The 24,868-nt window shown below is 50.5% G+C and carries 24 protein-coding genes; 14 read left to right on the forward strand and 10 right to left on the reverse strand.

Annotation, left to right across the window (positions count from 1 at the left end; all coding sequences use genetic code 11):
- Window positions 1-88 precede the first annotated feature (88 nt).
- Window positions 89-958 carry a DNA-binding transcriptional regulator HexR gene (gene hexR / locus FEK46_RS20735; RefSeq protein ID WP_105289041.1) on the reverse strand — a complete coding sequence of 290 codons (870 nt, stop codon included), beginning with the start codon at window positions 956-958 and terminating at the stop codon, window positions 89-91.
- 336 nt (window positions 959-1,294) lie between these two features.
- On the opposite strand from hexR, the gene zwf reads away from it, so the two are divergent.
- From zwf to kdgA, 3 genes are all read left to right on the forward strand, one after another.
- Window positions 1,295-2,770: a glucose-6-phosphate dehydrogenase gene (gene zwf / locus FEK46_RS20740; RefSeq protein WP_130208489.1), complete on the forward strand. Its 1,476-nt coding sequence runs from the start codon at window positions 1,295-1,297 to the stop codon at window positions 2,768-2,770.
- A gap of 234 nt (window positions 2,771-3,004) precedes the next feature.
- Window positions 3,005-4,816 (forward strand): phosphogluconate dehydratase, encoded by a 1,812-nt coding sequence (edd, locus tag FEK46_RS20745; protein ID WP_130208487.1) that lies wholly within the window; start codon window positions 3,005-3,007, stop codon window positions 4,814-4,816.
- A 37-nt stretch (window positions 4,817-4,853) separates the two neighbouring features.
- On the forward strand, window positions 4,854-5,495 hold the full coding sequence (gene kdgA, locus FEK46_RS20750) for a bifunctional 4-hydroxy-2-oxoglutarate aldolase/2-dehydro-3-deoxy-phosphogluconate aldolase (RefSeq protein ID WP_064529269.1): 642 nt from the start codon (window positions 4,854-4,856) through the stop codon (window positions 5,493-5,495).
- 53 nt (window positions 5,496-5,548) lie between these two features.
- Here kdgA and purT read toward each other — a convergent pair whose 3' ends face one another.
- Window positions 5,549-6,727, reverse strand: coding sequence for a formate-dependent phosphoribosylglycinamide formyltransferase (gene purT / locus FEK46_RS20755; protein WP_135559482.1), 1,179 nt, complete (start codon window positions 6,725-6,727; stop codon window positions 5,549-5,551).
- A gap of 141 nt (window positions 6,728-6,868) precedes the next feature.
- Here purT and yebG point away from each other — a divergent pair, with 141 nt between their 5' ends.
- The 4 genes from yebG to ptrB all read left to right on the forward strand — a co-directional run bounded on the left by yebG (window position 6,869) and on the right by ptrB (window position 10,802).
- Window positions 6,869-7,159 (forward strand): DNA damage-inducible protein YebG, encoded by a 291-nt coding sequence (yebG, locus tag FEK46_RS20760; RefSeq protein ID WP_130208483.1) that lies wholly within the window; start codon window positions 6,869-6,871, stop codon window positions 7,157-7,159.
- 66 nt (window positions 7,160-7,225) lie between these two features.
- Complete coding sequence (yebF, locus tag FEK46_RS20765) at window positions 7,226-7,582, forward strand: protein YebF (protein WP_130223535.1); 357 nt, start codon at window positions 7,226-7,228, stop codon at window positions 7,580-7,582.
- 294 nt (window positions 7,583-7,876) lie between these two features.
- Window positions 7,877-8,533, forward strand: a complete 657-nt coding sequence (locus tag FEK46_RS20770) for a tellurite resistance TerB family protein (RefSeq protein ID WP_135559483.1) — start codon at window positions 7,877-7,879, stop codon at window positions 8,531-8,533.
- A 208-nt stretch (window positions 8,534-8,741) separates the two neighbouring features.
- Complete coding sequence (ptrB, locus tag FEK46_RS20775) at window positions 8,742-10,802, forward strand: oligopeptidase B (RefSeq protein WP_135559484.1); 2,061 nt, start codon at window positions 8,742-8,744, stop codon at window positions 10,800-10,802.
- Here the strand turns inward: ptrB and exoX are convergent.
- From exoX to holE, 3 genes are all read right to left on the reverse strand, one after another.
- Window positions 10,799-11,461 carry an exodeoxyribonuclease X gene (exoX, locus tag FEK46_RS20780; protein WP_130208475.1) on the reverse strand — a complete coding sequence of 221 codons (663 nt, stop codon included), beginning with the start codon at window positions 11,459-11,461 and terminating at the stop codon, window positions 10,799-10,801. The two genes, ptrB and exoX, sit on opposite strands and share 4 nt — an antisense overlap.
- Window positions 11,462-11,485: 24 nt before the next feature.
- Window positions 11,486-12,142 (reverse strand): carbon-nitrogen hydrolase family protein YobB, encoded by a 657-nt coding sequence (yobB, locus tag FEK46_RS20785; protein WP_135559485.1) that lies wholly within the window; start codon window positions 12,140-12,142, stop codon window positions 11,486-11,488.
- Between the two features lie 100 nt (window positions 12,143-12,242).
- Window positions 12,243-12,473, reverse strand: a complete 231-nt coding sequence (gene holE / locus FEK46_RS20790) for a DNA polymerase III subunit theta (protein WP_000916758.1) — start codon at window positions 12,471-12,473, stop codon at window positions 12,243-12,245.
- A gap of 137 nt (window positions 12,474-12,610) precedes the next feature.
- On the opposite strand from holE, the gene yobA reads away from it, so the two are divergent.
- The 4 genes from yobA to pphA all read left to right on the forward strand — a co-directional run bounded on the left by yobA (window position 12,611) and on the right by pphA (window position 15,281).
- A complete protein-coding gene (gene yobA, locus FEK46_RS20795) occupies window positions 12,611-12,985 on the forward strand; it encodes a CopC domain-containing protein YobA (protein ID WP_135410079.1) in 375 nt (124 codons plus the stop codon).
- Between the two features lie 3 nt (window positions 12,986-12,988).
- Window positions 12,989-13,861 (forward strand): copper homeostasis membrane protein CopD, encoded by an 873-nt coding sequence (gene copD / locus FEK46_RS20800; RefSeq protein WP_135559486.1) that lies wholly within the window; start codon window positions 12,989-12,991, stop codon window positions 13,859-13,861.
- A gap of 13 nt (window positions 13,862-13,874) precedes the next feature.
- Window positions 13,875-14,216, forward strand: a complete 342-nt coding sequence (locus FEK46_RS20805) for a YebY family protein (protein ID WP_130208467.1) — start codon at window positions 13,875-13,877, stop codon at window positions 14,214-14,216.
- Between the two features lie 408 nt (window positions 14,217-14,624).
- Window positions 14,625-15,281 carry a protein-serine/threonine phosphatase gene (gene pphA / locus FEK46_RS20810; RefSeq protein WP_131161131.1) on the forward strand — a complete coding sequence of 219 codons (657 nt, stop codon included), beginning with the start codon at window positions 14,625-14,627 and terminating at the stop codon, window positions 15,279-15,281.
- On the opposite strand, the gene FEK46_RS20815 is transcribed toward pphA, so the two are convergent.
- The 5 genes from FEK46_RS20815 to yebS all read right to left on the reverse strand — a co-directional run bounded on the left by FEK46_RS20815 (window position 15,282) and on the right by yebS (window position 21,337).
- A complete protein-coding gene (locus FEK46_RS20815) occupies window positions 15,282-15,473 on the reverse strand; it encodes a YebW family protein (RefSeq protein ID WP_130208463.1) in 192 nt (63 codons plus the stop codon).
- 105 nt (window positions 15,474-15,578) lie between these two features.
- Complete coding sequence (locus FEK46_RS20820; protein ID WP_002431586.1) at window positions 15,579-15,815, reverse strand: YebV family protein; 237 nt, start codon at window positions 15,813-15,815, stop codon at window positions 15,579-15,581.
- Between the two features lie 117 nt (window positions 15,816-15,932).
- Entirely contained in the window at window positions 15,933-17,372 is a 1,440-nt protein-coding gene (gene rsmF, locus FEK46_RS20825) for a 16S rRNA (cytosine(1407)-C(5))-methyltransferase RsmF (protein WP_131161132.1), read from the reverse strand.
- Between the two features lie 79 nt (window positions 17,373-17,451).
- Window positions 17,452-20,085 carry a lipid-binding membrane homeostasis protein YebT gene (gene yebT / locus FEK46_RS20830; protein ID WP_131161133.1) on the reverse strand — a complete coding sequence of 878 codons (2,634 nt, stop codon included), beginning with the start codon at window positions 20,083-20,085 and terminating at the stop codon, window positions 17,452-17,454.
- Window positions 20,054-21,337: a membrane integrity lipid transport subunit YebS gene (gene yebS / locus FEK46_RS20835; RefSeq protein ID WP_135559487.1), complete on the reverse strand. Its 1,284-nt coding sequence runs from the start codon at window positions 21,335-21,337 to the stop codon at window positions 20,054-20,056. Before yebS ends, yebT begins: the two co-directional genes overlap by 32 nt.
- Before the next feature lie 129 nt (window positions 21,338-21,466).
- Between yebS and msrC the strand changes: the two genes are divergently transcribed.
- The 3 genes from msrC (at window position 21,467) to prc (ending at window position 24,827) form a co-directional block, all read left to right on the forward strand.
- The gene (msrC, locus tag FEK46_RS20840; protein ID WP_130208455.1) at window positions 21,467-21,964 is read left to right on the forward strand and encodes an L-methionine (R)-S-oxide reductase; all 498 of its coding nucleotides are present in this window, start codon (window positions 21,467-21,469) and stop codon (window positions 21,962-21,964) included.
- A gap of 96 nt (window positions 21,965-22,060) precedes the next feature.
- The gene (proQ, locus tag FEK46_RS20845) at window positions 22,061-22,759 is read left to right on the forward strand and encodes an RNA chaperone ProQ (RefSeq protein ID WP_000431365.1); all 699 of its coding nucleotides are present in this window, start codon (window positions 22,061-22,063) and stop codon (window positions 22,757-22,759) included.
- A gap of 19 nt (window positions 22,760-22,778) precedes the next feature.
- Complete coding sequence (gene prc, locus FEK46_RS20850; protein WP_130208453.1) at window positions 22,779-24,827, forward strand: carboxy terminal-processing peptidase; 2,049 nt, start codon at window positions 22,779-22,781, stop codon at window positions 24,825-24,827.
- Window positions 24,828-24,868: the final 41 nt, after the last annotated feature.

Here is a 24,868-nt window from a genome sequence, read left to right on the forward strand (position 1 = left end):
GAACATGAATTCGCATAAACTAAAACCATTATGGTTGTAATTTAAACACATGCGAATATCGTATAAAGATAGAACAGTGATAATCGATTTAGCGATCGTCACTCAATTTAAGTAACTGCTTATCAAAGCGCGATTCCTTGAGTGCTTCCTTGACCCGCTTCAAGTTATCTCTGAATTTTGTGCCGCGTCGCAAAGTAAATCCTGTTGCCAGCACATCTATCACGGTCAACTGCGCAAGTCGAGACACCATGGGCATATAAATGTCAGTATCTTCAGGTACGTCGAGGGTAATTGCCAGCGTTGCTTCCCGGGCGAGTGGCGTACCGGCGGAGGTGAGGGCAATTACCATCGCGTCGTTTTCCCGTGCTAACTGCGCTAGTTCAACCAGATTTTTGGTTCTTCCGGTGTGAGAAATCAGCACAACCACGTCTCCGTCGCTACAATTCATACAACTCATGCGTTGCAGCACGATATCGTCGGAGTAAACCACTGGAACATTAAAGCGAAAAAACTTATTCATCGCATCGTGGGCGACGGCGGCAGAAGAGCCCAGACCGAAAAAGGCGATTTTTTTGGCCTGAGTCAGGAGATCGACGGCACGGTTGACGGCAGATTTGTCCAGCGAGTGACGGACGTGATCGAGCGTGGCCATTGCCGACTCAAATATTTTCCCCGTGTATGATTCAACGCTGTCATCTTCATTAACGTTGCGATTAACATAGGGCGTGCCATTTGCCAGGCTTTGTGCCAGATGAAGTTTAAAATCAGGAAAACCGCGGGTGTCCATGCTGCGACAGAAACGATTCACCGTTGGTTCGCTAACATTGGCCTCAAGCGCCAGAGCAGCAATACTCGAATGGATCGCGTTGTCAGGCGAAGCAAGAATGACCTCGGCGACTTTTCGTTCTGATTTGCTCAAATGTTCCAGTTGAGACTGGATTTTTTCCAGCATATTCATGATGTAAAGAGACTCACGGTAATGACGATTTCCACACTGAAAGAAATCGAAATGCAGTTTGGTCTGATATTACGCCTGTGTGTCGTATTAATGACAAAAGCGGATAAAAAAGTTGTCATTTTTTTTCATAACATGATCAGTGTCAGATTTTTACCCAATGGAAAACGATGATTTTTTTATCAGTTTTGCCGCACTTTGCGCGCTTTTGCCGTAATCGCACGGGTGGATAAGCGTTTACAGTTTTCGCAAGCTCGTAAAAGCAGTACAGTGCACCGTAAGAAAATTACAAGTATACCCAGGCTTAAGTACCGGGTTAGTTAACTTAAGGAGAATGACATGGCGGTAACGCAAACAGCCCAGGCTTGTGACCTGGTCATTTTCGGCGCGAAAGGCGACCTTGCGCGTCGTAAATTGCTGCCTTCCCTGTATCAACTGGAAAAAGCCGGTCAGCTCAACCCGGATACCCGTATTATCGGCGTAGGGCGTGCTGACTGGGATAAAGCGGCATATACCAAAGTAGTCCGCGAAGCGCTGGAAACTTTCATGAAAGAAACTATTGATGAAGGTTTATGGGACACCCTGAGTGCACGTCTGGATTTTTGTAATCTCGATGTCAATGACACCGCTGCATTCAGCCGTCTTGGTGCGATGCTGGATCAAAAAAATCGTATCACCATTAACTACTTTGCCATGCCGCCAGGCACTTTTGGCGCAATCTGCAAAGGGCTTGGTGAGGCGAAACTGAACGGCAAACCGGCGCGCGTGGTGATGGAAAAACCGCTGGGTACGTCGCTGGCGACCTCGCAGGAAATCAACGATCAGGTTGGCGAATACTTCGAGGAGTGCCAGGTATACCGTATCGACCATTACCTTGGTAAAGAAACGGTGCTGAACCTGTTGGCGCTGCGTTTTGCTAACTCTCTGTTTGTGAACAACTGGGACAACCGCACTATTGATCATGTTGAGATTACCGTGGCAGAAGAAGTGGGGATCGAAGGGCGCTGGGGCTATTTTGATAAAGCCGGTCAGATGCGCGACATGATCCAGAATCACCTGTTACAAATTCTCTGCATGATTGCGATGTCTCCGCCGTCTGATCTGAGCGCAGACAGCATCCGCGATGAAAAAGTGAAAGTACTGAAGTCTCTGCGCCGCATTGACCGCTCCAACGTACGCGAAAAAACCGTACGCGGGCAATACACTGCGGGCTTCGCCCAAGGCAAAAAAGTGCCGGGCTACCTGGAAGAAGAGGGCGCAAACAAAAGCAGTAACACGGAAACCTTCGTGGCTATCCGTGTCGATATCGACAACTGGCGCTGGGCTGGCGTACCGTTCTACCTGCGTACCGGTAAACGTTTGCCGACCAAATGCTCTGAAGTGGTGGTCTATTTCAAAACGCCAGAGCTCAATCTGTTTAAAGAGTCGTGGCAGGACCTGCCACAGAACAAACTGACTATCCGTCTGCAACCTGATGAAGGCGTGGATATTCAAGTGTTGAACAAGGTCCCGGGTCTTGATCACAAACATAACCTGCAAATCACCAAGCTGGATCTGAGCTATTCAGAAACCTTTAATCAGACGCATCTGGCAGATGCCTATGAACGCCTGCTGCTGGAAACCATGCGCGGTATTCAGGCGCTGTTTGTACGTCGTGATGAAGTGGAAGAAGCGTGGAAATGGGTGGACTCCATTACCGAAGCATGGGCGATGGATAACGATGCGCCGAAACCGTATCAGGCCGGAACCTGGGGACCGGTTGCTTCGGTGGCGATGATTACCCGTGATGGCCGTTCCTGGAATGAGTTTGAGTAATATCTGCACTCATCCTTTATGGTTATTTTACCGGTAACATGATCTTGCACAGATTGTAGAACAATTTTTACACTTTCAGGCCTCGCGTGGATTCACCCGCGAGGCTTTTTTTATTACACTGACTGAAACGTTTCTGCCCTATGAGCTCCGGTTACAGGCGTTTCACTCATAAATCCTCTGAATGAAACGCGTTGTGAATCATCCTGCTCTGACAACTCAATTTCAGGAGCCTTTATGAATCCACAATTGTTACGCGTAACAAATCGAATCATTGAACGTTCGCGCGAGACTCGCTCTGCTTACCTCGCCCGGATCGAACAAGCGAAAACTTCGACCGTTCATCGTTCGCAGTTGGCATGCGGTAACCTGGCTCACGGTTTCGCAGCTTGCCAGCCAGAAGACAAAGCCTCCCTGAAAAGCATGTTGCGTAACAATATCGCTATCATCACCTCCTACAACGACATGCTCTCCGCCCACCAGCCTTATGAACATTATCCAGAGATTATTCGTAAAGCACTGCATGAAGCTAATGCGGTTGGCCAGGTTGCGGGTGGTGTTCCGGCGATGTGTGATGGTGTCACCCAGGGGCAGGATGGTATGGAACTGTCGCTGTTAAGCCGTGAAGTGATTGCGATGTCTGCGGCGGTGGGGCTGTCCCATAACATGTTTGATGGCGCGCTGTTCCTCGGCGTGTGCGATAAGATTGTCCCAGGGCTGACGATGGCCGCGCTGTCGTTCGGTCATCTGCCTGCGGTATTTGTGCCGTCAGGTCCGATGGCAAGCGGGTTGCCAAATAAAGAAAAAGTGCGCATTCGCCAGCTTTATGCCGAAGGGAAGGTGGATCGAATGGCACTGCTGGAGTCAGAGGCTGCGTCTTATCATGCCCCTGGTACATGTACTTTCTACGGTACTGCCAACACCAACCAGATGGTGGTGGAGTTTATGGGGATGCAGTTGCCGGGCTCTTCTTTTGTTCATCCAGACTCCCCGTTACGTGATGCATTAACTGCAGCCGCTGCGCGCCAGGTTACACGCATGACTGGCAACGGTAATGAATGGATGCCGATCGGTAAGATGATCGACGAGAAAGTGGTGGTGAACGGTATTGTTGCGCTGCTGGCGACCGGTGGCTCCACTAACCACACGATGCACCTGGTGGCGATGGCGCGAGCGGCCGGTATTCAGATCAACTGGGATGACTTCTCTGATCTTTCTGATGTCGTACCTCTGATGGCACGTTTGTATCCAAACGGTCCGGCCGATATTAACCACTTCCAGGCGGCGGGTGGTGTACCGGTTCTGGTGCGTGAGCTGCTCAAGGCTGGCCTGTTGCATGAAGATGTCAATACGGTGGCGGGATTTGGTCTTTCGCGCTATACCCTCGAACCATGGCTGAATAACGGCGAGCTGGACTGGCGCGAAGGTGCAGACAAATCGCTCGACAGCAATGTGATTGCTTCCTTTGAACAACCTTTCTCGCATCATGGCGGGACAAAAGTGTTAAGCGGCAACCTGGGCCGTGCCGTCATGAAAACCTCTGCAGTGCCGGTTGAAAACCAGGTGATTGAAGCGCCTGCTGTTGTTTTTGAGAGCCAGCATGACGTTATGCCTGCTTTTGAAGCGGGTATGCTGGACCGTGATTGTGTGGTTGTTGTCCGCCATCAGGGGCCAAAAGCGAACGGAATGCCAGAATTACATAAACTCATGCCGCCACTTGGTGTATTATTGGACCGGCGTTTCAAAATTGCGTTAGTTACCGATGGACGACTCTCTGGTGCTTCAGGTAAAGTGCCGTCAGCTATCCACGTAACACCAGAAGCCTACGATGGTGGGCTGCTGGCAAAAGTGCGCGATGGGGACATCATTCGTGTGAATGGACAGACAGGCGAACTGACGCTGCTGGTAGACGAAGCTGAACTGGCTGCTCGCGAACCGCACATTCCTGACCTGAGCGCGTCACGCGTGGGAACAGGACGTGAATTATTCAGCGCCTTGCGCGAAAAACTGTCCGGTGCCGAACAGGGCGCAACCTGTATCACTTTTTAAGACGACAAAATTTGTACTCAGGCGAGAGAAAACTCTGATGAAAAACTGGAAAACAAGTGCAGAATCAATCCTGACCACCGGCCCGGTTGTACCGGTTATCGTGGTAAATAAACTGGAACACGCGGTGCCAATGGCAAAAGCGTTGGTTGCTGGTGGGGTGCGCGTTCTGGAAGTGACTCTGCGTACGGCGTGTGCAGTTGATGCTATCCGCGCTATCGCCAAAGAAGTGCCGGAAGCGATTGTGGGTGCCGGTACGGTTCTGAATCCGCAGCAACTGGCAGAAGTAACTGAAGCGGGCGCACAGTTCGCAATTAGCCCGGGTCTGACTGAACCACTGCTGAAAGCGGCGACAGAAGGGACTATTCCTCTGATTCCAGGTATCAGCACTGTTTCCGAACTGATGCTGGGTATGGACTACGGCCTGAAAGAATTCAAATTCTTCCCGGCAGAAGCTAATGGCGGCGTGAAAGCACTGCAGGCCATTGCGGGTCCGTTCTCTCAGGTTCGTTTCTGCCCGACTGGCGGTATTTCTCCGGCTAACTACCGTGATTACCTGGCGCTGAAAAGCGTACTGTGCATTGGTGGTTCCTGGCTGGTTCCGGCAGATGCGCTGGAAGCAGGCGATTACGACCGCATTACTAAGCTGGCGCGTGAAGCAGTAGAAGGCGCGAAGCTGTAACAGTCAAAATGCCCGATCGTGAATCGGGCATTTTTGTCGCGTTTTTGCCAGATTTAACCTTGTACTTTTACCTGTGCGGCGGCGTGCTTCGCGCGTTCAATCGCTTCATCAACACTTTCTGCTGTAGCAAGCGCAACCCCCAGACGACGGCTACCATCAATTTCCGGCTTACCAAATAAACGAATCTGCAAACCTGCGCCAACGGCCTCCTGCACGTTGTCAAACGTGACATTCTGGCTGGTCAGTTGCGGCAGGATAACGGCTGAAGCGGCAGGACCATACTGGCGAATCCCGCCCACCGGCAGTCCCAGAAAAGCACGCACATGCAGGGCAAACTCAGAAAGATCCTGAGAAATTAACGTCACCATCCCGGTGTCATGCGGGCGAGGAGAGACTTCACTAAAAATCACCTCATCACCACAGACAAACAACTCGACACCAAACAGACCATAACCACCCAGTGCAAGCACCACCTTGCGGGCAATCTCCTGCGCACGTTCGAGGGCCAGTGGGCTCATTTGCTGCGGTTGCCAGGATTCACGATAGTCACCATCTTCCTGGCGATGACCTACAGGCGCACAGAAATGAACACCATCCACCGCGCTGACGGTCAGCAGGGTAATTTCGAAATCAAACTTAACGACGCCTTCGACAATCACGCGACCCGCTCCGGCGCGACCACCTTGCTGGGCGTACTCCCATGCCTGAGCCAGTTGTTCGGCAGAGCGAATAAACGTCTGCCCCTTGCCGGAAGAACTCATCACCGGTTTAACAATGCAGGGATAGCCAATGGCGGCGACCGCATCGCGGAAAAGGTCTTCGCTATCAGCAAAACGATAAGTTGAAGTGGGAAGCTGAAGCTCTTCCGCCGCCAGACGACGGATACCTTCGCGGTTCATCGTCAATTGTGTTGCACGCGCGCAGGGGACAACATTTAGCCCTTCCTCTTCAAGCTGGATCAGCATATCGGTAGCAATAGCTTCGATCTCCGGCACGATATAATGTGGTTTTTCCAGTTCAACAACACGGCGCAATGCGTCGCCATCCAGCATATTAATGACATGGGCGCGATGCGCGACATGCATGGCGGGCGCGTCGGCATAGCGATCGACCGCAATCACCTCTACGCCGAGGCGTTGGCATTCGATAGCCACTTCTTTACCCAGTTCACCGGAGCCCAATAACATCACGCGAGTTGCTGCCGGACGCAGCGCAGTGCCTAATAACGTCATAACGAATATCCCCTGATTAATTCCGCGTGAAGTATAAACGAAAACGTTTGCGCGTGTCTTTATTGCTTGATTGCCTGCGTTGATTTCTCGACTGAAAAGAAATATACTGTATAAAATTACAGTTATGATGAGAGGCTGCAAATGGCGGTTGAAATTAAATACGTGGTCATTCGTGAGGGCGAAGAGAAGATGTCGTTTACCAGCAAAAAGGAAGCCGATGCTTATGACAAAATGCTCGATACAGCGGATCTACTCGACACATGGTTGGCGAATTCTCCGGTGACAATGGAAGACGAGCAGCGTGAGGCGCTTTCTTTGTGGTTGGCGGAACAGAAAGATGTGCTTAGTACCATTCTGAAAACCGGTAAATTACCTTCTCCTCAGGTGGTTGATACTGACACGGATGGGGAAGGTGAAACCCACGCCGCCTGAAGCAACTTGCGCTCCTGATAATTTGTACCATGCTTTCTCCTGAATCATTGTGCTATGGAGAAAAACATGAAAAAAAGAGGAGCGTTGTTGGGGCTGTTGTTGGTTTCCGCCTGTGCATCAGTTTTCGCTGCCAATAACGAAACCAGCAAGTCGGTAACTTTCCCCAAATGTGAAGGTTTGGATGCAGCCGGAATCGCTGCGAGTGTAAAACGTGATTACCAGCAAAACCGCGTGGCGCGCTGGGCAGACGATCAAAAAATCGTCGGTCAGGCCGATCCGGTGGCGTGGGTTAGTTTGCAGGACATTCAGGGGAAAGATGATAAATGGTCGGTACCGCTGACTGTGCGTGGTAAAAGTGCCGATATTCATTATCTGGTTAATGTGGATTGTAAAGCGGGAATGGCGGAATATCAGCGGCGCTAATGGCTTCTGATAATTCGGCTGACTGTTGGCGGATGCGGCGCGAGCGCCTTATCCGCCCAACAATGTACCAGCCCCCACAAGCCTGATAAGAAGCGCCAGGTTCGCATCAGGCAATTACAATCAAATCTACAAGTTTCAAATTAATCACATCACCCGGCACCTTACATGACGTGAATTTCCTGTGAGGACTGCCTCCCGTCCCGCTTATTTGCGCATCTTTTGTCTCTATATACACTTTCTGACATCCTCATTCGCTATGCTGTTGCCATTAAAATAGTGAATCGAGGAGTAAATATGGCTAACTGGTTAAATCAACTGCAATCCCTTCTTGGGCAAAGCAGCGCTTCCTCTTCGTCTACAGATCAGGGATTGGGCAAACTTTTAGTACCCGGCGCATTAGGCGGGTTGGCAGGACTGCTGGTTGCCAATAAATCAGCACGTAAACTATTAACGAAATACGGCACAAACGCGTTGCTGGTTGGCGGCGGAGCGGTCGCCGGTACCGTACTGTGGAACAAATACAAAGATAAAATTCGTGCGGCGCATCAGAACGAACCGCAATACGGCACCCAAAGTACGCCGCTGGATGAACGTACAGAACGTTTAATCCTCGCCCTGGTTTTTGCTGCCAAAAGCGATGGTTATATCGATAGTAAAGAACGCGCGGCTATCGACCAGCAATTGCGTGAAGCTGGTGTTGAAGAGCAGGGGCGTGTACTTATCGAACAGGCAATCGAGCAACCATTGGATCCGCAGCGCCTGGCCCAGGGGATTCGCAACGAAGAAGAGGCACTGGAGATCTATTTCCTGAGCTGTGCGGCTATTGATATTGACCATTTTATGGAGCGCAGTTACCTGAATGCACTGGGGGATGCGCTGAAAATTCCCCAGGAAGTCCGTGAAGGAATTGAACGCGATCTCGAACAGCAAAAACGCACTTTGTCTGAATAATATCTCACTCCGTATAGCCTGATATGCCTGTTTATCGGGCTATACAAAACCGCACAGCTATTTGAGCGAATTAATTTTCGCTGGCGACATCCTTTCGATTTTCACACCATTACCTGTCATCATCTATACAATGACCGCCCTGTTTCGCTTGCATCCCGGGTGAGTTTTGCCACCCTTATAAGATGTTTCAACCAGAAAGAACAATAACATGCTACCAAAAGCCGCCCGCATCCCCCATGCCATGACGCTTCATGGCGACACGCGCATCGATAATTACTACTGGCTGCGGGACGACACACGCTCGCAGCCGGAAGTGCTGGATTACCTGCAACAAGAAAATAGCTACGGTCATCAGGTCATGGAGTCGCAACAAGCTTTGCAGGATCGGATATTAAAAGAAATCATTGACCGCATACCGCAAAGAGAAGTCTCTGCACCTTACGTCAAAAATGGCTATCGCTACCGGCAAATTTATGAACCTGGTTGTGAATATGCAATCTACCAGCGTCAGTCGGCGTTCAGTGAAGAGTGGGACGAATGGGAGACTCTGCTCGATGCGAACAAACGGGCGGCGCACAGTGAATTTTATTCAATGGGCGGAATGGCGATTACGCCCGATAACACGATCATGGCACTTGCAGAAGATTTTCTTTCCCGACGCCAGTACGGTATCCGTTTTCGCAATCTGGAAACGGGCAACTGGTATCCCGAACTGTTGGATAACGTGGAACCCAGCTTTGTCTGGGCGAATGACTCCTGGACATTTTATTATGTTCGCAAGCATCCAGTGACGTTGTTGCCGTATCAGGTCTGGCGGCATGCCATTGGCACTCCAGCATCTGAAGACAAACTGATTTACGAAGAAAAAGACGATACCTTTTACGTCAGCCTACATAAAACGACGTCGAAACACTATGTGGTTATTCATCTTGCCAGCGCTACTACCAGTGAAGTTCGGCTGCTGGATGCAGAGCTGGCCGATGCCGAGCCGTTTGTCTTTTTACCGCGTCGCAAAGATCACGAATACAGTCTTGATCACTACCAGCATCGGTTTTATCTGCGCTCCAACCGCAACGGCAAAAATTTTGGCTTATACCGTACCCGTATGCGTGATGAGCAAGAGTGGGAAGAGTTAATCCCACCGCGCGATAACATCATGCTCGAAGGCTTTACGCTGTTTACTGACTGGTTGGTGGTTGAAGAGCGTCAGCGTGGGTTAACCAGTCTGCGGCAAATCAACCGCAAAACGCGGGAGGTTATCGGCATTGCCTTTGATGATCCGGCTTACGTTACCTGGATTGCCTATAACCCGGAACCTGAAACCTCACGATTGCGTTATGGCTATTCCTCCATGACTACGCCAGATACATTGTTTGAACTGGATATGGATACTGGAGAGCGTCGGGTATTAAAACAAACGGAAGTCCCCGGTTTCGATGCGGCGAATTACCGCAGCGAACACTTGTGGATCACTGCCCGTGATGGCGTCGAAGTGCCTGTTTCGCTGGTCTATCATCGCAAGCATTTCCAGAAAGGCCACAACCCGCTGCTGGTATATGGATATGGCTCTTACGGCGCAAGCATTGATGCCGATTTTAGTTTTAGCCGCCTGAGTTTGTTGGATCGCGGTTTTGTCTACGCCATTGTCCATGTCCGTGGTGGCGGCGAACTGGGGCAGCAATGGTACGAAGACGGTAAATTCCTGAAAAAGAAAAATACCTTTAATGACTATCTTGATGCCTGCGACGCATTGTTAAAACTGGGCTACGGTTCACCTTCACTCTGTTATGCGATGGGGGGCAGTGCTGGCGGTATGTTGATGGGCGTTGCAATTAATGAGCGCCCCGAGTTATTCCACGGCGTGATTGCCCAGGTACCGTTTGTTGATGTTGTAACAACGATGCTTGATGAGTCGATTCCTCTTACTACCGGCGAATTTGAAGAGTGGGGAAATCCGCAGGATCCGCAATATTATGAGTATATGAAAAGCTACAGCCCGTATGACAATGTCACGGCTCAGGCTTATCCGCATCTGCTGGTAACGACCGGATTACACGATTCACAGGTGCAATACTGGGAACCGGCAAAATGGGTGGCTAAGCTGCGCGAGCTTAAAACTGATAACCATCTATTATTGCTTTGTACCGACATGGATTCAGGGCATGGCGGTAAATCCGGACGTTTTAAATCCTACGAAGGTGTGGCGATGGAATATGCTTTTCTGATAGCCCTGGCGCAGGGGACATTACCAGGCCAATCAGCGGGTTAAACACTCTCCAGATAATGCTTCAAGGTTAAACGTAACTCCGGGCTCATACTGTCAAGGTTGTTAAACAACCAGCGCAGATAGCCCGGATCGCGCTTTGCAACGTCTGATACGGCTTTACCGCGATACTTGCCAAACGTGAACGTCGTCAACAACGACGGCCGCCCGGTGATATCCGCCATCTGCTCCGCCGTCCAGCCTGATGTGTTCATAATATCGATAAGCAGGGCCGCGGTAATATAGCAATCATACAGCGCGCGGTGGTGATGCAGACCCGATGGTGTCTGGACATTCAGCTTGCGCGATTTATACAGTGCCATATTGCTGTACTTGATTCCTGGCCACAAACGACGAGCCAGTTTCATGGTGCAAATCCACTCACCGGGCATTTCTGGCAATACCCGGCGGTCAAAACTGGCATTGTGGGCGACATACCATTCGCTACCGTAATAGTGCGGGATAACTTCTTCAATCCACGGTTTGTCGGCAACCATGGACTCTGTGATACGGTGAATCGCCATGGCTTGTGGACTGATGGGACGGTCGGGACGCACCAAGTGGCTCATAGGGTTGACGATTTTCCCGTTAACAACATCAACAGAGGCAATTTCAACGATCCCTCCCTGCAAACCGCAGGTTTCTGTATCGATAATGCGCAGCATGGTCATGCTCCAGGAAGAAAACGCCTAGCGTAATGGAATGATATCGCCTTGCCAACCCTGCGAAGAGCGCTGACCAACCAACAAAAGAGAACCGCGATCGGCGCGAACAATAAGGCGGCCATGTTCATCCCACAGTGCGCTGTTACCATGGGCGTTCGCCATTAGCACAGCGATGGAGTATTGATGTGAGAAAAACTCTAAGCGTCGGGTCGAAGCCAATAGGTCAGGTTCACCGATGCATTGCCCGGTTGTAAAAAGTGAACAAGTCGGGTCCATATCAATACCTTCCGGTTGGCCATCCACTACAGTGATGGTTTCGGAACGTTGACCCAGGCATGCACCATGACTTTGATGATAAATTCCTGGCGTTTTCATCCAGGGGGCGAATACTGCAATACCGCGAATAAACCGCTCATTATATTCAACGGGAAGGCCAGCAATAATGGTCATTCGCGAGGTTGTTGCTGCATAACAAAGCGGGTCTAAAAGCGAGAGATCGGGCGGAGACGGAAGCGGACGACGTTTGTAATCGCATCCCAGTAGAGAAAGTGAGGGAAAAACCAACAGTTCGCACTGGTGCTTGGCGGCAGCCCTCACGAACTCCAGATGATGGGCTACCTGTTCAGTGAGTGAAGCATTACGAGGCTCATATTGTGCTGCTGCAACTTTCCAGTACGACATGATGACTTCCTTTTCATAGTGTCTGCGAATAATGGCGTGTATGAGAAAATACTTATAATTTAGCAGCCACCATGTAAGAAAGTGTAACTTAATATAAGGTTTATTTAAGTTTGGGCTCGTAAGGTAAACGTGACAGATTTACAGAGGCGAGACGGTGGGCGATAAGGCGCTCACGAAACCAGCCACGCAAGTGCTCCGGTTGTTCACGTTCAACCGCTTCAGCAATCACCGGCATATTGTACCGTTCTTTAAATGCCACTCCGGCAGCGGCCAGATCGACATTTACTTTATCCATTTCAGTTTGATCCAGTTTGGCCAGATTCTTCAGCATCGGTGTCTCCTCGTTAATTGCGGGCAAAAGTTACTAAGAGTCAGCCAGGATGGCAAGCCTGAATTGATGATCCTCGACTCTCTCATTAGACAAGGTTATGCTCTGTAAAAAACTCATTACAAAAAGGAATAGATAATATGGTTTCAACTGCGCGTTCTCTTCGTTATACACTGGCAATAATTGCCGGTTCGCTGGCGGCCCCTTCCGTCTGGGCTCATGCGCACCTGACTCACCAGTATCCTGCGGCGAATGCGGCGGTCACCGCTGCCCCACAGGCCATTACTTTAAATTTCTCTGAAGGTATTGAACCTGGATTCAGTGGGGCCAAAATCATCGGCCCGAAGAATGAAAATGTTAAAACATTACCCGCGAAACGTAATGAACAAGACAAAAAGCAATTGGTAGTTCCGCTTGCCGACGCCCTGAATCCCGGAAGTTATACCGTTGACTGGCATGTTGTTTCGGTGGACGGACATAAAACCAAAGGGCAGTACACCTTTACAGTGAAATAAAGCATGCTAGCGCTTACCTGGGTCACACTGCGATTTATCTATTTTATCTCTCTGATGCTGGTTTTTGGCTTCGCGATGTACGGGGCATGGTTGGCACCAGTGACGATTCGTCGATTATTGACGAAGCGTTTTTTGCGTTTACAACAGCACGCAGCCGCATGGAGTTTGATCAGTGCCGCAGCGATGTTCGCCGTTCAGGGTGGGTTGATGGGGGCGGGATGGCCAGATGTCGTTTCGCTGAGCATCTGGCAGTCGGTGTTACAAACGCACTTCGGAGGCGTCTGGATCTGGCAAATCGTTCTCGCTCTCGTTACGTTGACCGTCGTTCTGATGCAACCACGGAATATGTTGCGGTTACTGTTCATGCTGACTACCGCGCAATTTATCCTGATGGCGGGTATGGGACACGCGACATTAAATGAAGGATTAACTGCAAAAATTCATCAGACCAATCACGCCGTACATCTTATCTGTGCTGCCGCATGGTTTGGAGGGCTACTGCCGGTTGTCTGGTGTATGCGGCTGGTGAAAGGGCGCTGGAGACGCCCGGCCATTCATGCGCTGATGCGTTTTTCCTGGTGCGGACATTTTGCTGTCATTGGCGTGCTAGTGAGTGGTGTTCTCAATGCATTACTAATCACGGGATTTCCCCCCACGCTTGCCTCTTACTGGGGCCAGCTCTTATTGCTCAAAGTCATACTGGTTATGATTATGGTGGTTATCGCGCTGGCAAATCGTTATGTTCTGGTCCCGAGAATGCGGCATGATGAAGTCCGGGCTGTTCCCTGGTTTGTATGGATGACTCAACTCGAATGGGCGATAGGCGCGGTGGTACTGGTGATTATCAGCCTGCTAGCGACTCTGGAACCGTTTTGATGGATTACGATAAATGATGAAAAAAAGTATATTGGCGTTTTTGTTGCTCACCAGTTCCACTGCGGCGCTGGCGGCTCCTCAGGTGATTACCGTCAGCCGTTTTGAAATTGGCAAAGACAAATGGGCGTTTAATCGCGAAGAAGTGATGTTGACATGCCGACCAGGTAATGCGCTGTATGTCATTAACCCCAGCACCCTGGTGCAATACCCTTTGAACGATGTTGCGCAAAAAGAGGTTTCCAGTGGGAAGACTAAGGCCCAGCCTATTTCAGTGATCCAGATTGAAGATCCCAACAAACCCGGTGAAAAAATGAGCCTGATGCCATTTATAGAACGAGCTGAAAAACTTTGCTGATTACCTGAATTAGTCTTTTGATTTGCCAAAAAAAACGCCCAGGATCTTTTATCAGATCGGGCGTTTTTTTTTACTTTTAAAACGATGATTAAGACGCTTTTTTCTGACCACTTTTCGTGTGGACTGGAAAACCTGGCGTCGTCATCTATTCTTAAAGGGCTAGGCAACTAAGCCTGCATTAATGCCAACTTTTAGCGCACGGCTCTCTCCCAAGAGCCATTTCCCTGGACCGAATACAGGAATCGTATTCGGTCTCTTTTTATCTATTAAGCCAGCGGATGAATACATCACTGTTTTCCCTGTGCTGACTTCACAATCAACCATAACACACACTCTACTGCTTCAGTCCAGCCTTTTTTAACATTTATGTTAAAATAATGTGACCTTCTGCGCGGGAGTAAAAAATTGATGAAAGAGGCAGGCCGCACCTATCAGAAAATTGATGGCAGCCATTGGCGACATATCTGGTTGGTGGGGGATATTCATGGCTGCCTTGGGCTACTGCGTATCAAATTATGGCATTGCCGTTTTGACCCGTGGCAAGACTTATTGATCTCGGTAGGAGATGTTATTGATCGTGGTCCGGAGAGTTTACGTTGTCTTCAACTACTGGAGCAACGCTGGGTCAGAGCGGTAAGAGGCAATCATGAGCAGATGGCGATAGATGCGCTGGCCGCGCAGCAGATGTCTTTATGGTATATGAACGGTGGCGACTGGTTTGCTGCGCTGGCAGATAAGCAACAGAAGCAAGCAGAAAGGGCGCTCAGCAAATGCCAGCATTTGCCTTTTATTCTTGAATTAAACAGTCGCACTGGCAAACACGTTATTGCCCATGCTGATTATCCTGACGACGTTTATCAATGGCAAAAGGACGTCGATTTGCACCAGGTATTGTGGAGTCGTTCGCGATTACGTGAAGGCCAAAAAGGGCAGGGAATTACCGGTGCTGACCATTTCTGGTTTGGACATACGCCGTTACCTCATCGAGTAGATATTGGAAACTTGCATTATATAGACACCGGCGCCGTCTTCGGAGGGACACTCACAATGGAACAACTCCAGTAATTAAAAGTCACTATACTCCTGCGCGGGCCGCCAGAACCCATCAATAAAATCCTCAACAGGAAAGCAGCCGCCGTGGCGGATCCGTTGATCGTCCATTGAGTAGACGCACTGCTGTTCCGTGTTGTAAACATCAACAACAATATCTTCACAGCCAGCGTCCAGATAGCAAACAAAAAGTACCAGCGCGAACATTTCATCCTCGAAGTGTGGTGCCGTACCGTTAAGTTTAGGAGAGGATTTTACTTCGGGGAAATAACCAGAATAAATAACCCGCCATGCCGACGGGTTCTTTTTGGATCATGCAAGACGCATAATCCAGGCATCAGACTTTTGATCGTAGCGGGTACGGTACAGGACAGAGTGTTCGCCGTTTAGTAGAGCTGGAATGCTGGTTTCGGCGTCCCAGGCATCCAGTTGCATACACAAATCGGGGTCAGATTTACAAGGAATAGTTAATGTTCGATCACCTGGCGATTCGCCGTGTAACTCGCCGTCATCGATTTCAAAAGCGCCTATGCGCACACTGGTTTTCATCTTCGTGCTCTCCATTTATCTGCCGGTTGTGGTACGACCAGTCCGATCGCACCATTTTTCAGCGTAGTTGAGGCAGGCGAATGTGCCAGTCAAAAAGTGCGCTTTTTTTGTGCGCTATCAGGCGTTACCGGTAAAAAGTTTCCCATCGCGCACCAGTTCACGTGGGTAACTGTTTTTCAGTCGCGAGCCAATACGTTTGGCTAAACCTATTGGCTGATGCTGGAAGGTTACCAGCACATCATCCGTAGTTGGCACGGTTTGCGGGTAAACATCGCGCCCGCGATACCACTCTTCCGCTTCCTGAGGCGTCAGTTCGAAAGCGTTCGTATGGTTGGGGGAGGCCAGGGCAATAACCGCTTCATGCTGCCAGCGATAACCTTTGTTATGCGTTTCAGCAAGCTTAATTCCCAGACGGGAAAATCGGACTTTACCGATCAGGGCTTCAATACCTGCAGGGAACAGCCAGAGTTCTTTATCGCGCTGCCAGAGGCGCAGATTTTCATCCCACTGTAAGCCAACGGCAGTCGCCGCCTGGCGAATTTGTGCGGCTTCGCGATCTTTGATTGGGCTAAACGGGAAATTACCCACTTTGTATTTCGGTGCGGGTAAGGCGGGAATCGACTGTGTTTTGCGTAACCGGGCAACGAAGAAGCCTTCGCAGTCGTAAATTTGCGGAAAAACGTGCAAAAAGCCTTCTTCGGTGAGTGCCTTGTCCGCACCAGGGAAGAGATCGCCCAGCGGTAAAAACTCTACTGCATCGGGGTAAGTCTCTTTCAGCCACAAGCAAACGGCTTCGTTTTCTTCCTTGTTTAAGGTACAGGTCGAGTAAACCAGCGTACCGCCAGGGCGTAATGCATGAAAGGCACTGTCGATAAGTTCCCGTTGGGTGGCAGCAATTTCCTGATTGCTTTCTGGTGACCAGTTTTTCAGTGCGTCGGGATCTTTACGCACCACGCCTTCGCCAGAGCAGGGGGCGTCCAGTAAAATGGCATCGAACATTTCTGGTAACGCTGCACCAAAGACGCGGCCATCAAAATGAGTCAGAGAGACGTTACGGATACCGCAGCGACTGATATTGGCATGTAACACTTTTACCCGGCTGGCGGAAAACTCATTGGCAAGAATCGCCCCTTCGTTATTCATGCGAGCGGCAATTTGTGTGGTTTTTGAACCAGGCGCGGCGGCGACATCCATCACCCGCTGTGGGGTATTATCGTCGGCAAACAATGCGGCAACGGGCAACATTGAACTGGCTTCCTGAATATAAAACAGGCCGCTTAAATGCTCGGCGGTACTGCCCAACGGCAAGATTTCTTCATCATCGCGTTCAATCCAGAAACCTTCTTCACACCACGGAATCGGCGTTAGCGTCCAGCCGTAAGGGGCGGTTAATTGCAGGAAATCAGCAACGGAGATTTTCAGGGTATTTACGCGAATGCTGCGGCGCAACGGGCGCTGACAGGCGGCGAGAAAATCATCAAAAGAGAGCGTCGAAGGCATGGCTTCGCGCATTTGTGTCAGAAAGGCGTCCGGGAAATAAACGGTGTGTTGGGCCACGAGCATGTACCACTGGCAAAAAAACAGGCGCGCAGTTTAGCATAAACGCTCCGGCGCAGGCACGCCGGAGCAATGTGGCTTATCGGGGGAGTGCTGTTCCCCATTCACGCCACTCTTTCGGTTCACTTTCCTGCAACAGGAAGTGTTTGCCTTCCTGGGCTTTCGGTGCCAGCGGTGTACCTGGAGGCGTGGCGAAGGCGATGCCGCCACGGATAAACTGGTTAAAGGTGCCGGTTTTCACTACGCCGCCCGTCAGACCAAAGTCCAGACTGTAACCCGATGCCAACCAGAAGACGGAATTGTTACGTACCAGGTGCTGGTAACGTTTACTGATGCGCATCGCAATCATCACGCGATCTGACAATGTCCCCAGCGTCATTCCGGTGACTGTACCTACTTCCAGACCACGGAACAGTACTGGCGTACCAACACCTAACGAACCGGCTTCCGGCGCTTCAACAATAATGCTTAAGCCATCAAGGTAACGCGAATCAGTAATGGTAGCTTCTTGCAATTCAAAGTCACGGCGAGGATTACCCCGACCTGGTTCGACGTTGATATACGGCTGGAGGATCGTATCAAGATGCTCAACGCCTGCTGCCGAAATTTGCGGTGTGACCACTGAGAAGCGTGTACCACCGCGCGCAAAGGTCTGGACATATTCAGGATAGAGCACCGCCTTTGCCTGTACTTCATTGCGCGCGGTGATCAGATCCAGAGTCTGGATTTGCCCGATATCAATACCGAGATAGCGAATTGGCATACCGACCGCCAGTTTTCCGGCATCGAAAGCGTGGAGCGTAATCTGCCCGCCAACCGCACGAGCCGCTGTTTCGGAAGCATACAAAATCCGCTTATCGCCTTTACGTTGGCTGGCGCTGGCACCGCTGAGATTATCGAAGCTGATGGCTCCCTTTAACGCCCGCGAAAGCGGTGACGCCTGAACGGTCAGGCCGCTGCCGTTAAGTTGAACTTTCGCGCCACCTTCAGCCCAGAACACGCTGTTGCTGGTCAGCAGGTTGCGATATTCCGGTTTAATGTGCAGATCGATATCGAACGCATTGGCCCGTGGACGTACGGTAATCACTTCACCGACCTCAAATTTACGGTACAGCACTACCGACCCTGCCTGCACATCCGGCAGTGTCTCCGCACTTAAACTCACGGTCGTGGTAGGTAAATCGCTAAGACTATTTTCGAGGGCTTTTTCCAGATTGGCGTACAGTGGGTAACTGGTTTTCATCTCACCTTTGTCGCCTGGCAGAATACGGATCCCGCCGTTGAGCCATTCTGAGGCGCTGGCACCGAGAAACTCGACACCATCCAGACCCACTTTCACGTCGACACGACTATTAACGACAAATTTGCTGTCGCCTTTTACCAGTTCGCGATGCTGGGGTTCGATAGCGACGGTAAATGTCACGCCTTTGCTGGTGAGTTTACGGTCGATAACCTGACCTACCTGTACGCCGTGAAGAATGAGCGGCTGACCGGCATCAATTCCATAGCTTTCTGGTGCTGTCAGGGTTAGCGTCAGAACATCGGGTTCATGCAGTAAAGCTTTCTCGCCAGGCACAACGACAAACTCTTTGCGTGGTTCGCCATCACCCGGTACCAGTTCGAACGTTTTGCCGGTCAGCAGGGCGCTGAGATTGGCGTCGCTGAGGGATAACTTCGGGTTACGTAATTCGATGCGGGTGTTTTCACGAAGCAGAGTGACGACGCTGGGATCAACGGTCATTTCTCCGGTGACTTTGCCACCTGGGTTTAAATTCAGTTTGGTCAGTTGCCCGACTTCCAGTCCCTGGTACATGAGCGGCGTTGAATCGGCGTTTAATCCGGCTCCACCTGGTAGATCCAGCTTTATGATCACCCCACGCTGGCTGTGGGCGAGATCCTCATACAGACCAAAGGTATCTTCCGGATCGGCAGGTTTCGACTCTTCTGGTGAATCGAAGGCAATCGCACCGTTAACCAGGGCAGCCAGACTTTCCAGTTTTACCTTCGCGCCACTGATACTGACATTGGCATCAACGCCGGAAACGTTCCAGAAGCGGCTGCCTTTTTTCACCAAATCGGTGAAACGCCGCTCAATCAGGACATCAATCACTACGCCTTGCTTATTGGGATTGATCGCATAGTCATAGACGCGTCCCACCGGAATTTTACGGAAATAGACCAGCGAACCGCTGTTCAATGAACCGAGATCGGGGGCTTGCAGGTGGATCATCAGATCACCATTATCCAGCCGATACTTTGGCTGGGTATCGAGCGCCACAAAGTGATCCTGCTCTTTACCTTTACCCGGCATCATGCCGATATAGTTACCGCCGACCAGCGCATCCAGCCCGGAAACACCTGCCAGTGAGGCTTTCGGCGTCACCAGCCAGAACTGCGTCTCTTCGCGCAGGGCATCTTTCATATCGGACTTGATGCTGACCTTCACTTCAATCTTACGTAGATCGTCGCTAAGGCTGACATCCTGCACCGTGCCGACTTCAACGCCCTGATAACGAACAGGCGTGCGACCTGGAACAATGCCGTCTGCCGACATAAAGTCGATGGTGACGGTATTGCCTCTATCCTGATAACTACCCCAAATCAGCCAACCGGCAATCATTAGCGCGATGAACGGCAACAGCCAGAAAGGTGAGATACGGCGTTTAGTTTTAATTTGCGCTTCAGTCGTCGAAGCGGGCGTTTCCTGACTCATGTGCATCCCAAAGTAAGCGGCTGTCCAGCCATTCCACAGCAAGAATAGTCAAAATAACCGCTGCGCCGAAATAAAACGCAGCGGGTCCCATAGTAAAAGCGAGGATCTGATCGCGATTAATCAGCGACATGGTTAATGAAATGACAAACAGATCGAGCATCGACCAACGGCCAATCCAGGTCACCATCCGCAATAGCAAAATCCGCGTGCGTAAGCCTTGCTGGCAGTTAAAATGAATGCTTACCAGTAAAGTAAACATGACGATCACTTTGGTGAACGGCACCAGGATACTGGCGATAAAAACAATGCCGGCAACTGCAATATTGCTGTTCGCCAGCGACATAATTCCGGAAAGAATCGTATCTTCTTGTCGTCCACCGTTCAGGTAGATGATCGAAATAGGCAGCAGGTTGGCAGGTAACAACAAGACAATTGAAGCCAAAAGAGCAGCCCAGCATTTTTGAATACTATGATGGCGACGCAAGCGAAGTGGGATATGGCAACGGGGACAACGACCGCGCGGATCGGGATAGCCGGTAAAGTGACAACCCAGGCAAACGCGTAATTTCTCGTCCCTACGCGTGGCAGGGCGCTGCGGATAAAATCGCTCCCACAGCTGTTCAACATTAAGATGTGACAACGTCACCGTTGTTAAAATCACCAGCGCGAAAAAAGAGAATAGCCCGACGCCCGCCTGGATATGGGCGTAATCCTGTACCTTTATAGAAGCAACGCCAATGCCGACCAGATAGATATCCAGCATTACCCACTCTTTTAGTCGCTCCAGCATCAGCAACACCGGGCGTAAATTCATTCCCAGCCGATTGCCAAACCATAAATAAGCAATAGAGGTCACCAGTATGAGAGGTGCACCTATAACGCAGAAAAACACCATTGCGCCGGTTATCGCATCGCCCTGTTTGGTCATTTGCCAGATGCCTTGCATTACATTGGCGTCGATACGGATACCTAACAGCCAGATATGTAATAGAGGTTCGCCCCAGGCAAACGGCATAAGCAACAACATAGTAAAAGCCATTGCAGCCAGCCTTGTGAGCGACCAGTCACGCCCATCGCGAATTTTCGCCTGACAGCGCGGGCAATAGGCACTCTGGTGAGAATTTATCTCGGGCAGGCTAAACAGCATGTCACATTGCGGGCAACGCTGATAATCACCACACGGTAGTGCCTCGCCAATTGCGCTCACTGTTATCTTTTTTGTCGGCGTAATTTGTGGGGTGTTAAGAGCCATGACATGCCAAATGTAATAAGAATTAACATTTATCTTAACCCATGATGGGAATGATCTTGAGCATTAACGCATTTAATGCTTATTTTAATAGGCTGGCAGTTCCAGGTAAGACAACCAAGTGATTATATAATGAACAAAACAGAATTTTACGCGGACTTAAACCGCGACTTTAATGCGTTGATGGCGGGAGAAACCAGTTTTCTGGCAACGCTGGCGAATACCAGTGCTTTGTTATACGAGCGTCTGACTGACGTAAACTGGGCTGGGTTTTATTTACTTGAGGACGATACGCTGGTACTCGGGCCGTTTCAGGGCAAAATTGCCTGCGTACGGATCCCGGTAGGGCGTGGCGTGTGTGGGACTGCAGTTGCCCGCAATGAAGTACAGCGAATCGAGGATGTTCACGCCTTTGATGGGCATATCGCCTGTGATGCGGCGAGTAATTCTGAAATCGTTCTGCCGTTGGTGGTGAAAAATCAGATTATTGGCGTTCTCGATATCGACAGTACTGTCTTCGGTCGCTTTACAGACGAGGACGAGCAAGGCTTACGTCAGCTTGTGGCACAGCTTGAAAAGGTGCTTGCAACGACGGATTACAAAAAATTCTTTGCGAGCGTCGCAGGATAATCAACGGATAACGTAGCATTTACTGATGACGTCATTATAATGACGCCTGTTCATGCCTGCGCTTGTTGGCTACGTCCGTTGTAATCAGGAAATTTCATGGAAAATCAACCTAAGTTGAATAGCAGTAAAGAAGTAATCGCGTTTCTGGCCGAACGTTTTCCCCACTGTTTCAGTGCGGAAGGTGAAGCGCGTCCGCTGAAAATCGGTATTTTTCAGGATTTGGTCGATCGCGTTGCTGGGGAAATGAACCTTAGCAAAACGCAACTGCGATCCGCTTTACGTCTCTACACTTCGAGCTGGCGCTATCTGTATGGCGTTAAACCAGGCGCGACGCGTGTCGATCTCGACGGCAACCCATGCGGTGAGCTGGACGAGCAGCATGTAGAACATGCTCGCAAGCAGCTTGAAGAAGCGAAAGCGCGCGTCCAGGCGCAGCGTGCCGAACAGCAGGCGAAAAAACGCGAAGCTGCCGCAGCTGCAGGTGAGAAAGAAGACGCACCACGCCGCGAACGCAAGCCACGTCCTGCCGCGCAACGCCGTAAAGAAGGCGCCGAGCGCAAACCTCGCGCGCAGAAACCGGCTGAGAAAGCGCCAAAAACAGTAAAAGCACCTCGCGAAGAACAGCACACCCCAGTTTCTGACATTTCAGCTCTGACTGTCGGACAAGCCCTGAAGGTGAAAGCTGGTCAAAATGCGATGGATGCCACCGTATTAGAAATCACCAAAGACGGCGTCCGCGTCCAGCTGAATTCGGGTATGTCTTTGATTGTGCGCGCAGAACACCTGGTGTTCTGAAACGGAGGCCGGGCCAGGCATGAACATGTTTTTTAGGCTTACCGCGTTAGCTGGCCTGCTTGCAATAGCAGGCCAGACCTTCGCAGTAGAAGATATTACGCGTGCTGATCAGATTCCGGTATTAAAGGAAGAGACGCAGCATGCGACGGTGAGTGAGCGCGTAACGTCGCGCTTTACCCGCTCCCATTATCGCCAGTTCGACCTCGATCAGGCATTCTCGGCCAAAATCTTTGACCGCTACCTGAACCTGCTTGATTACAGCCACAATGTGCTGCTGGCAAGCGATGTTGAACAGTTCGCGAAAAAGAAAAATGAGCTGGGCGATGAACTGCGCTCCGGTAAACTTGACGTTTTCTACGATCTTTACAATCTGGCGCAAAAACGCCGTTTTGAACGTTACCAGTACGCCTTATCGGTACTGGAAAAACCGATGGATTTTACCGGCAACGACACTTATAACCTGGACCGCAGCAAAGCGCCCTGGCCGAAAAACGAGGCCGAGTTGAACGCGCTGTGGGACAGCAAAGTCAAATTCGACGAGTTAAGTCTGAAGCTGACAGGAAAAACGGATAAAGAAATTCGTGAAACCCTGACTCGTCGCTACAAATTTGCCATTCGCCGTCTGGCGCAAACTAACAGTGAAGATGTGTTCTCGCTGGCAATGACAGCGTTTGCGCGCGAAATTGATCCGCATACCAACTACCTTTCCCCGCGTAATACCGAACAGTTCAATACTGAAATGAGCTTGTCGTTGGAAGGTATTGGTGCGGTGCTGCAAATGGATGATGACTACACCGTTATCAATTCGATGGTGGCAGGTGGCCCGGCTGCGAAGAGTAAGGCTATCAGCGTTGGTGACAAAATTGTCGGTGTTGGTCAAACCGGCAAGCCGATGGTTGACGTGATTGGCTGGCGTCTTGATGATGTCGTTGCCTTAATCAAAGGGCCGAAAGGCAGTAAAGTTCGTTTAGAAATTTTACCAGCCGGTAAAGGGACCAAAACCCGTACGGTAACACTGACGCGTGAACGCATTCGTCTGGAAGACCGCGCAGTTAAAATGTCCGTGAAGACTGTCGGCAAAGAAAAAGTGGGCGTACTGGATATTCCCGGCTTCTATGTTGGCTTGACAGACGATGTCAAAGTTCAGTTGCAGAAGCTGGAAAAACAGAATGTCAGCAGCGTCGTCATCGACCTGCGTAGCAATGGCGGCGGGGCGCTGACCGAGGCAGTATCGCTCTCTGGTTTGTTCATTCCTTCCGGTCCGATTGTTCAGGTCCGTGATAACAATGGTAAAGTCCGCGAGGACAGTGATACCGACGGCCAGGTGTTCTATAAAGGCCCGCTGGTGGTATTGGTTGACCGATTCAGTGCTTCGGCTTCAGAAATCTTTGCCGCCGCGATGCAGGATTACGGTCGCGCGCTGGTTGTGGGCGAACCAACATTCGGCAAAGGCACTGTCCAGCAGTATCGTTCTCTGAATCGTATCTACGATCAGATGTTACGTCCTGAATGGCCGGCGCTGGGGTCAGTGCAGTATACAATCCAGAAATTCTATCGCGTTAACGGTGGCAGTACCCAACGTAAGGGCGTGACGCCGGATATCATCATGCCGACAGGCAATGAAGAGACGGAAACGGGAGAGAAATTCGAAGATAACGCGCTGCCGTGGGATAGCATTGATGCTGCAACCTATGTGAAATCAGGCGATTTATCGGCGTTTGAGCCGGAATTGCTGAAGGAACATAATGCGCGCATCGCGAAGGATCCTGAATTCCAGAACATCATGAAGGATATTGCTCGTTTCAATGCCATGAAGGACAAACGCAATATTGTTTCTCTGAATTACGCTGTGCGTGAGAAAGAGAACAATGAAGATGATGCGATGCGTCTGGCGCGCTTGAACGATCGCTTTAAACGCGAAGGCAAACCGGAGTTGAAGAAACTGGATGATTTGCCAAAAGATTACAAGGAGCCAGATCCGTATCTGGACGAGACAGTGAATATCGCACTCGATCTGGCGAAGCTGGAAAAATCCAGACCAGCGGAACAGCCCGCTCCCGTCAAGTAACATCAATCAGGCACAAGAAATTGTGCCTGATTTTTTAACAG

The organism is Escherichia sp. E4736 (assembly GCF_005781225.1).
Lineage (GTDB): Bacteria > Pseudomonadota > Gammaproteobacteria > Enterobacterales > Enterobacteriaceae > Escherichia.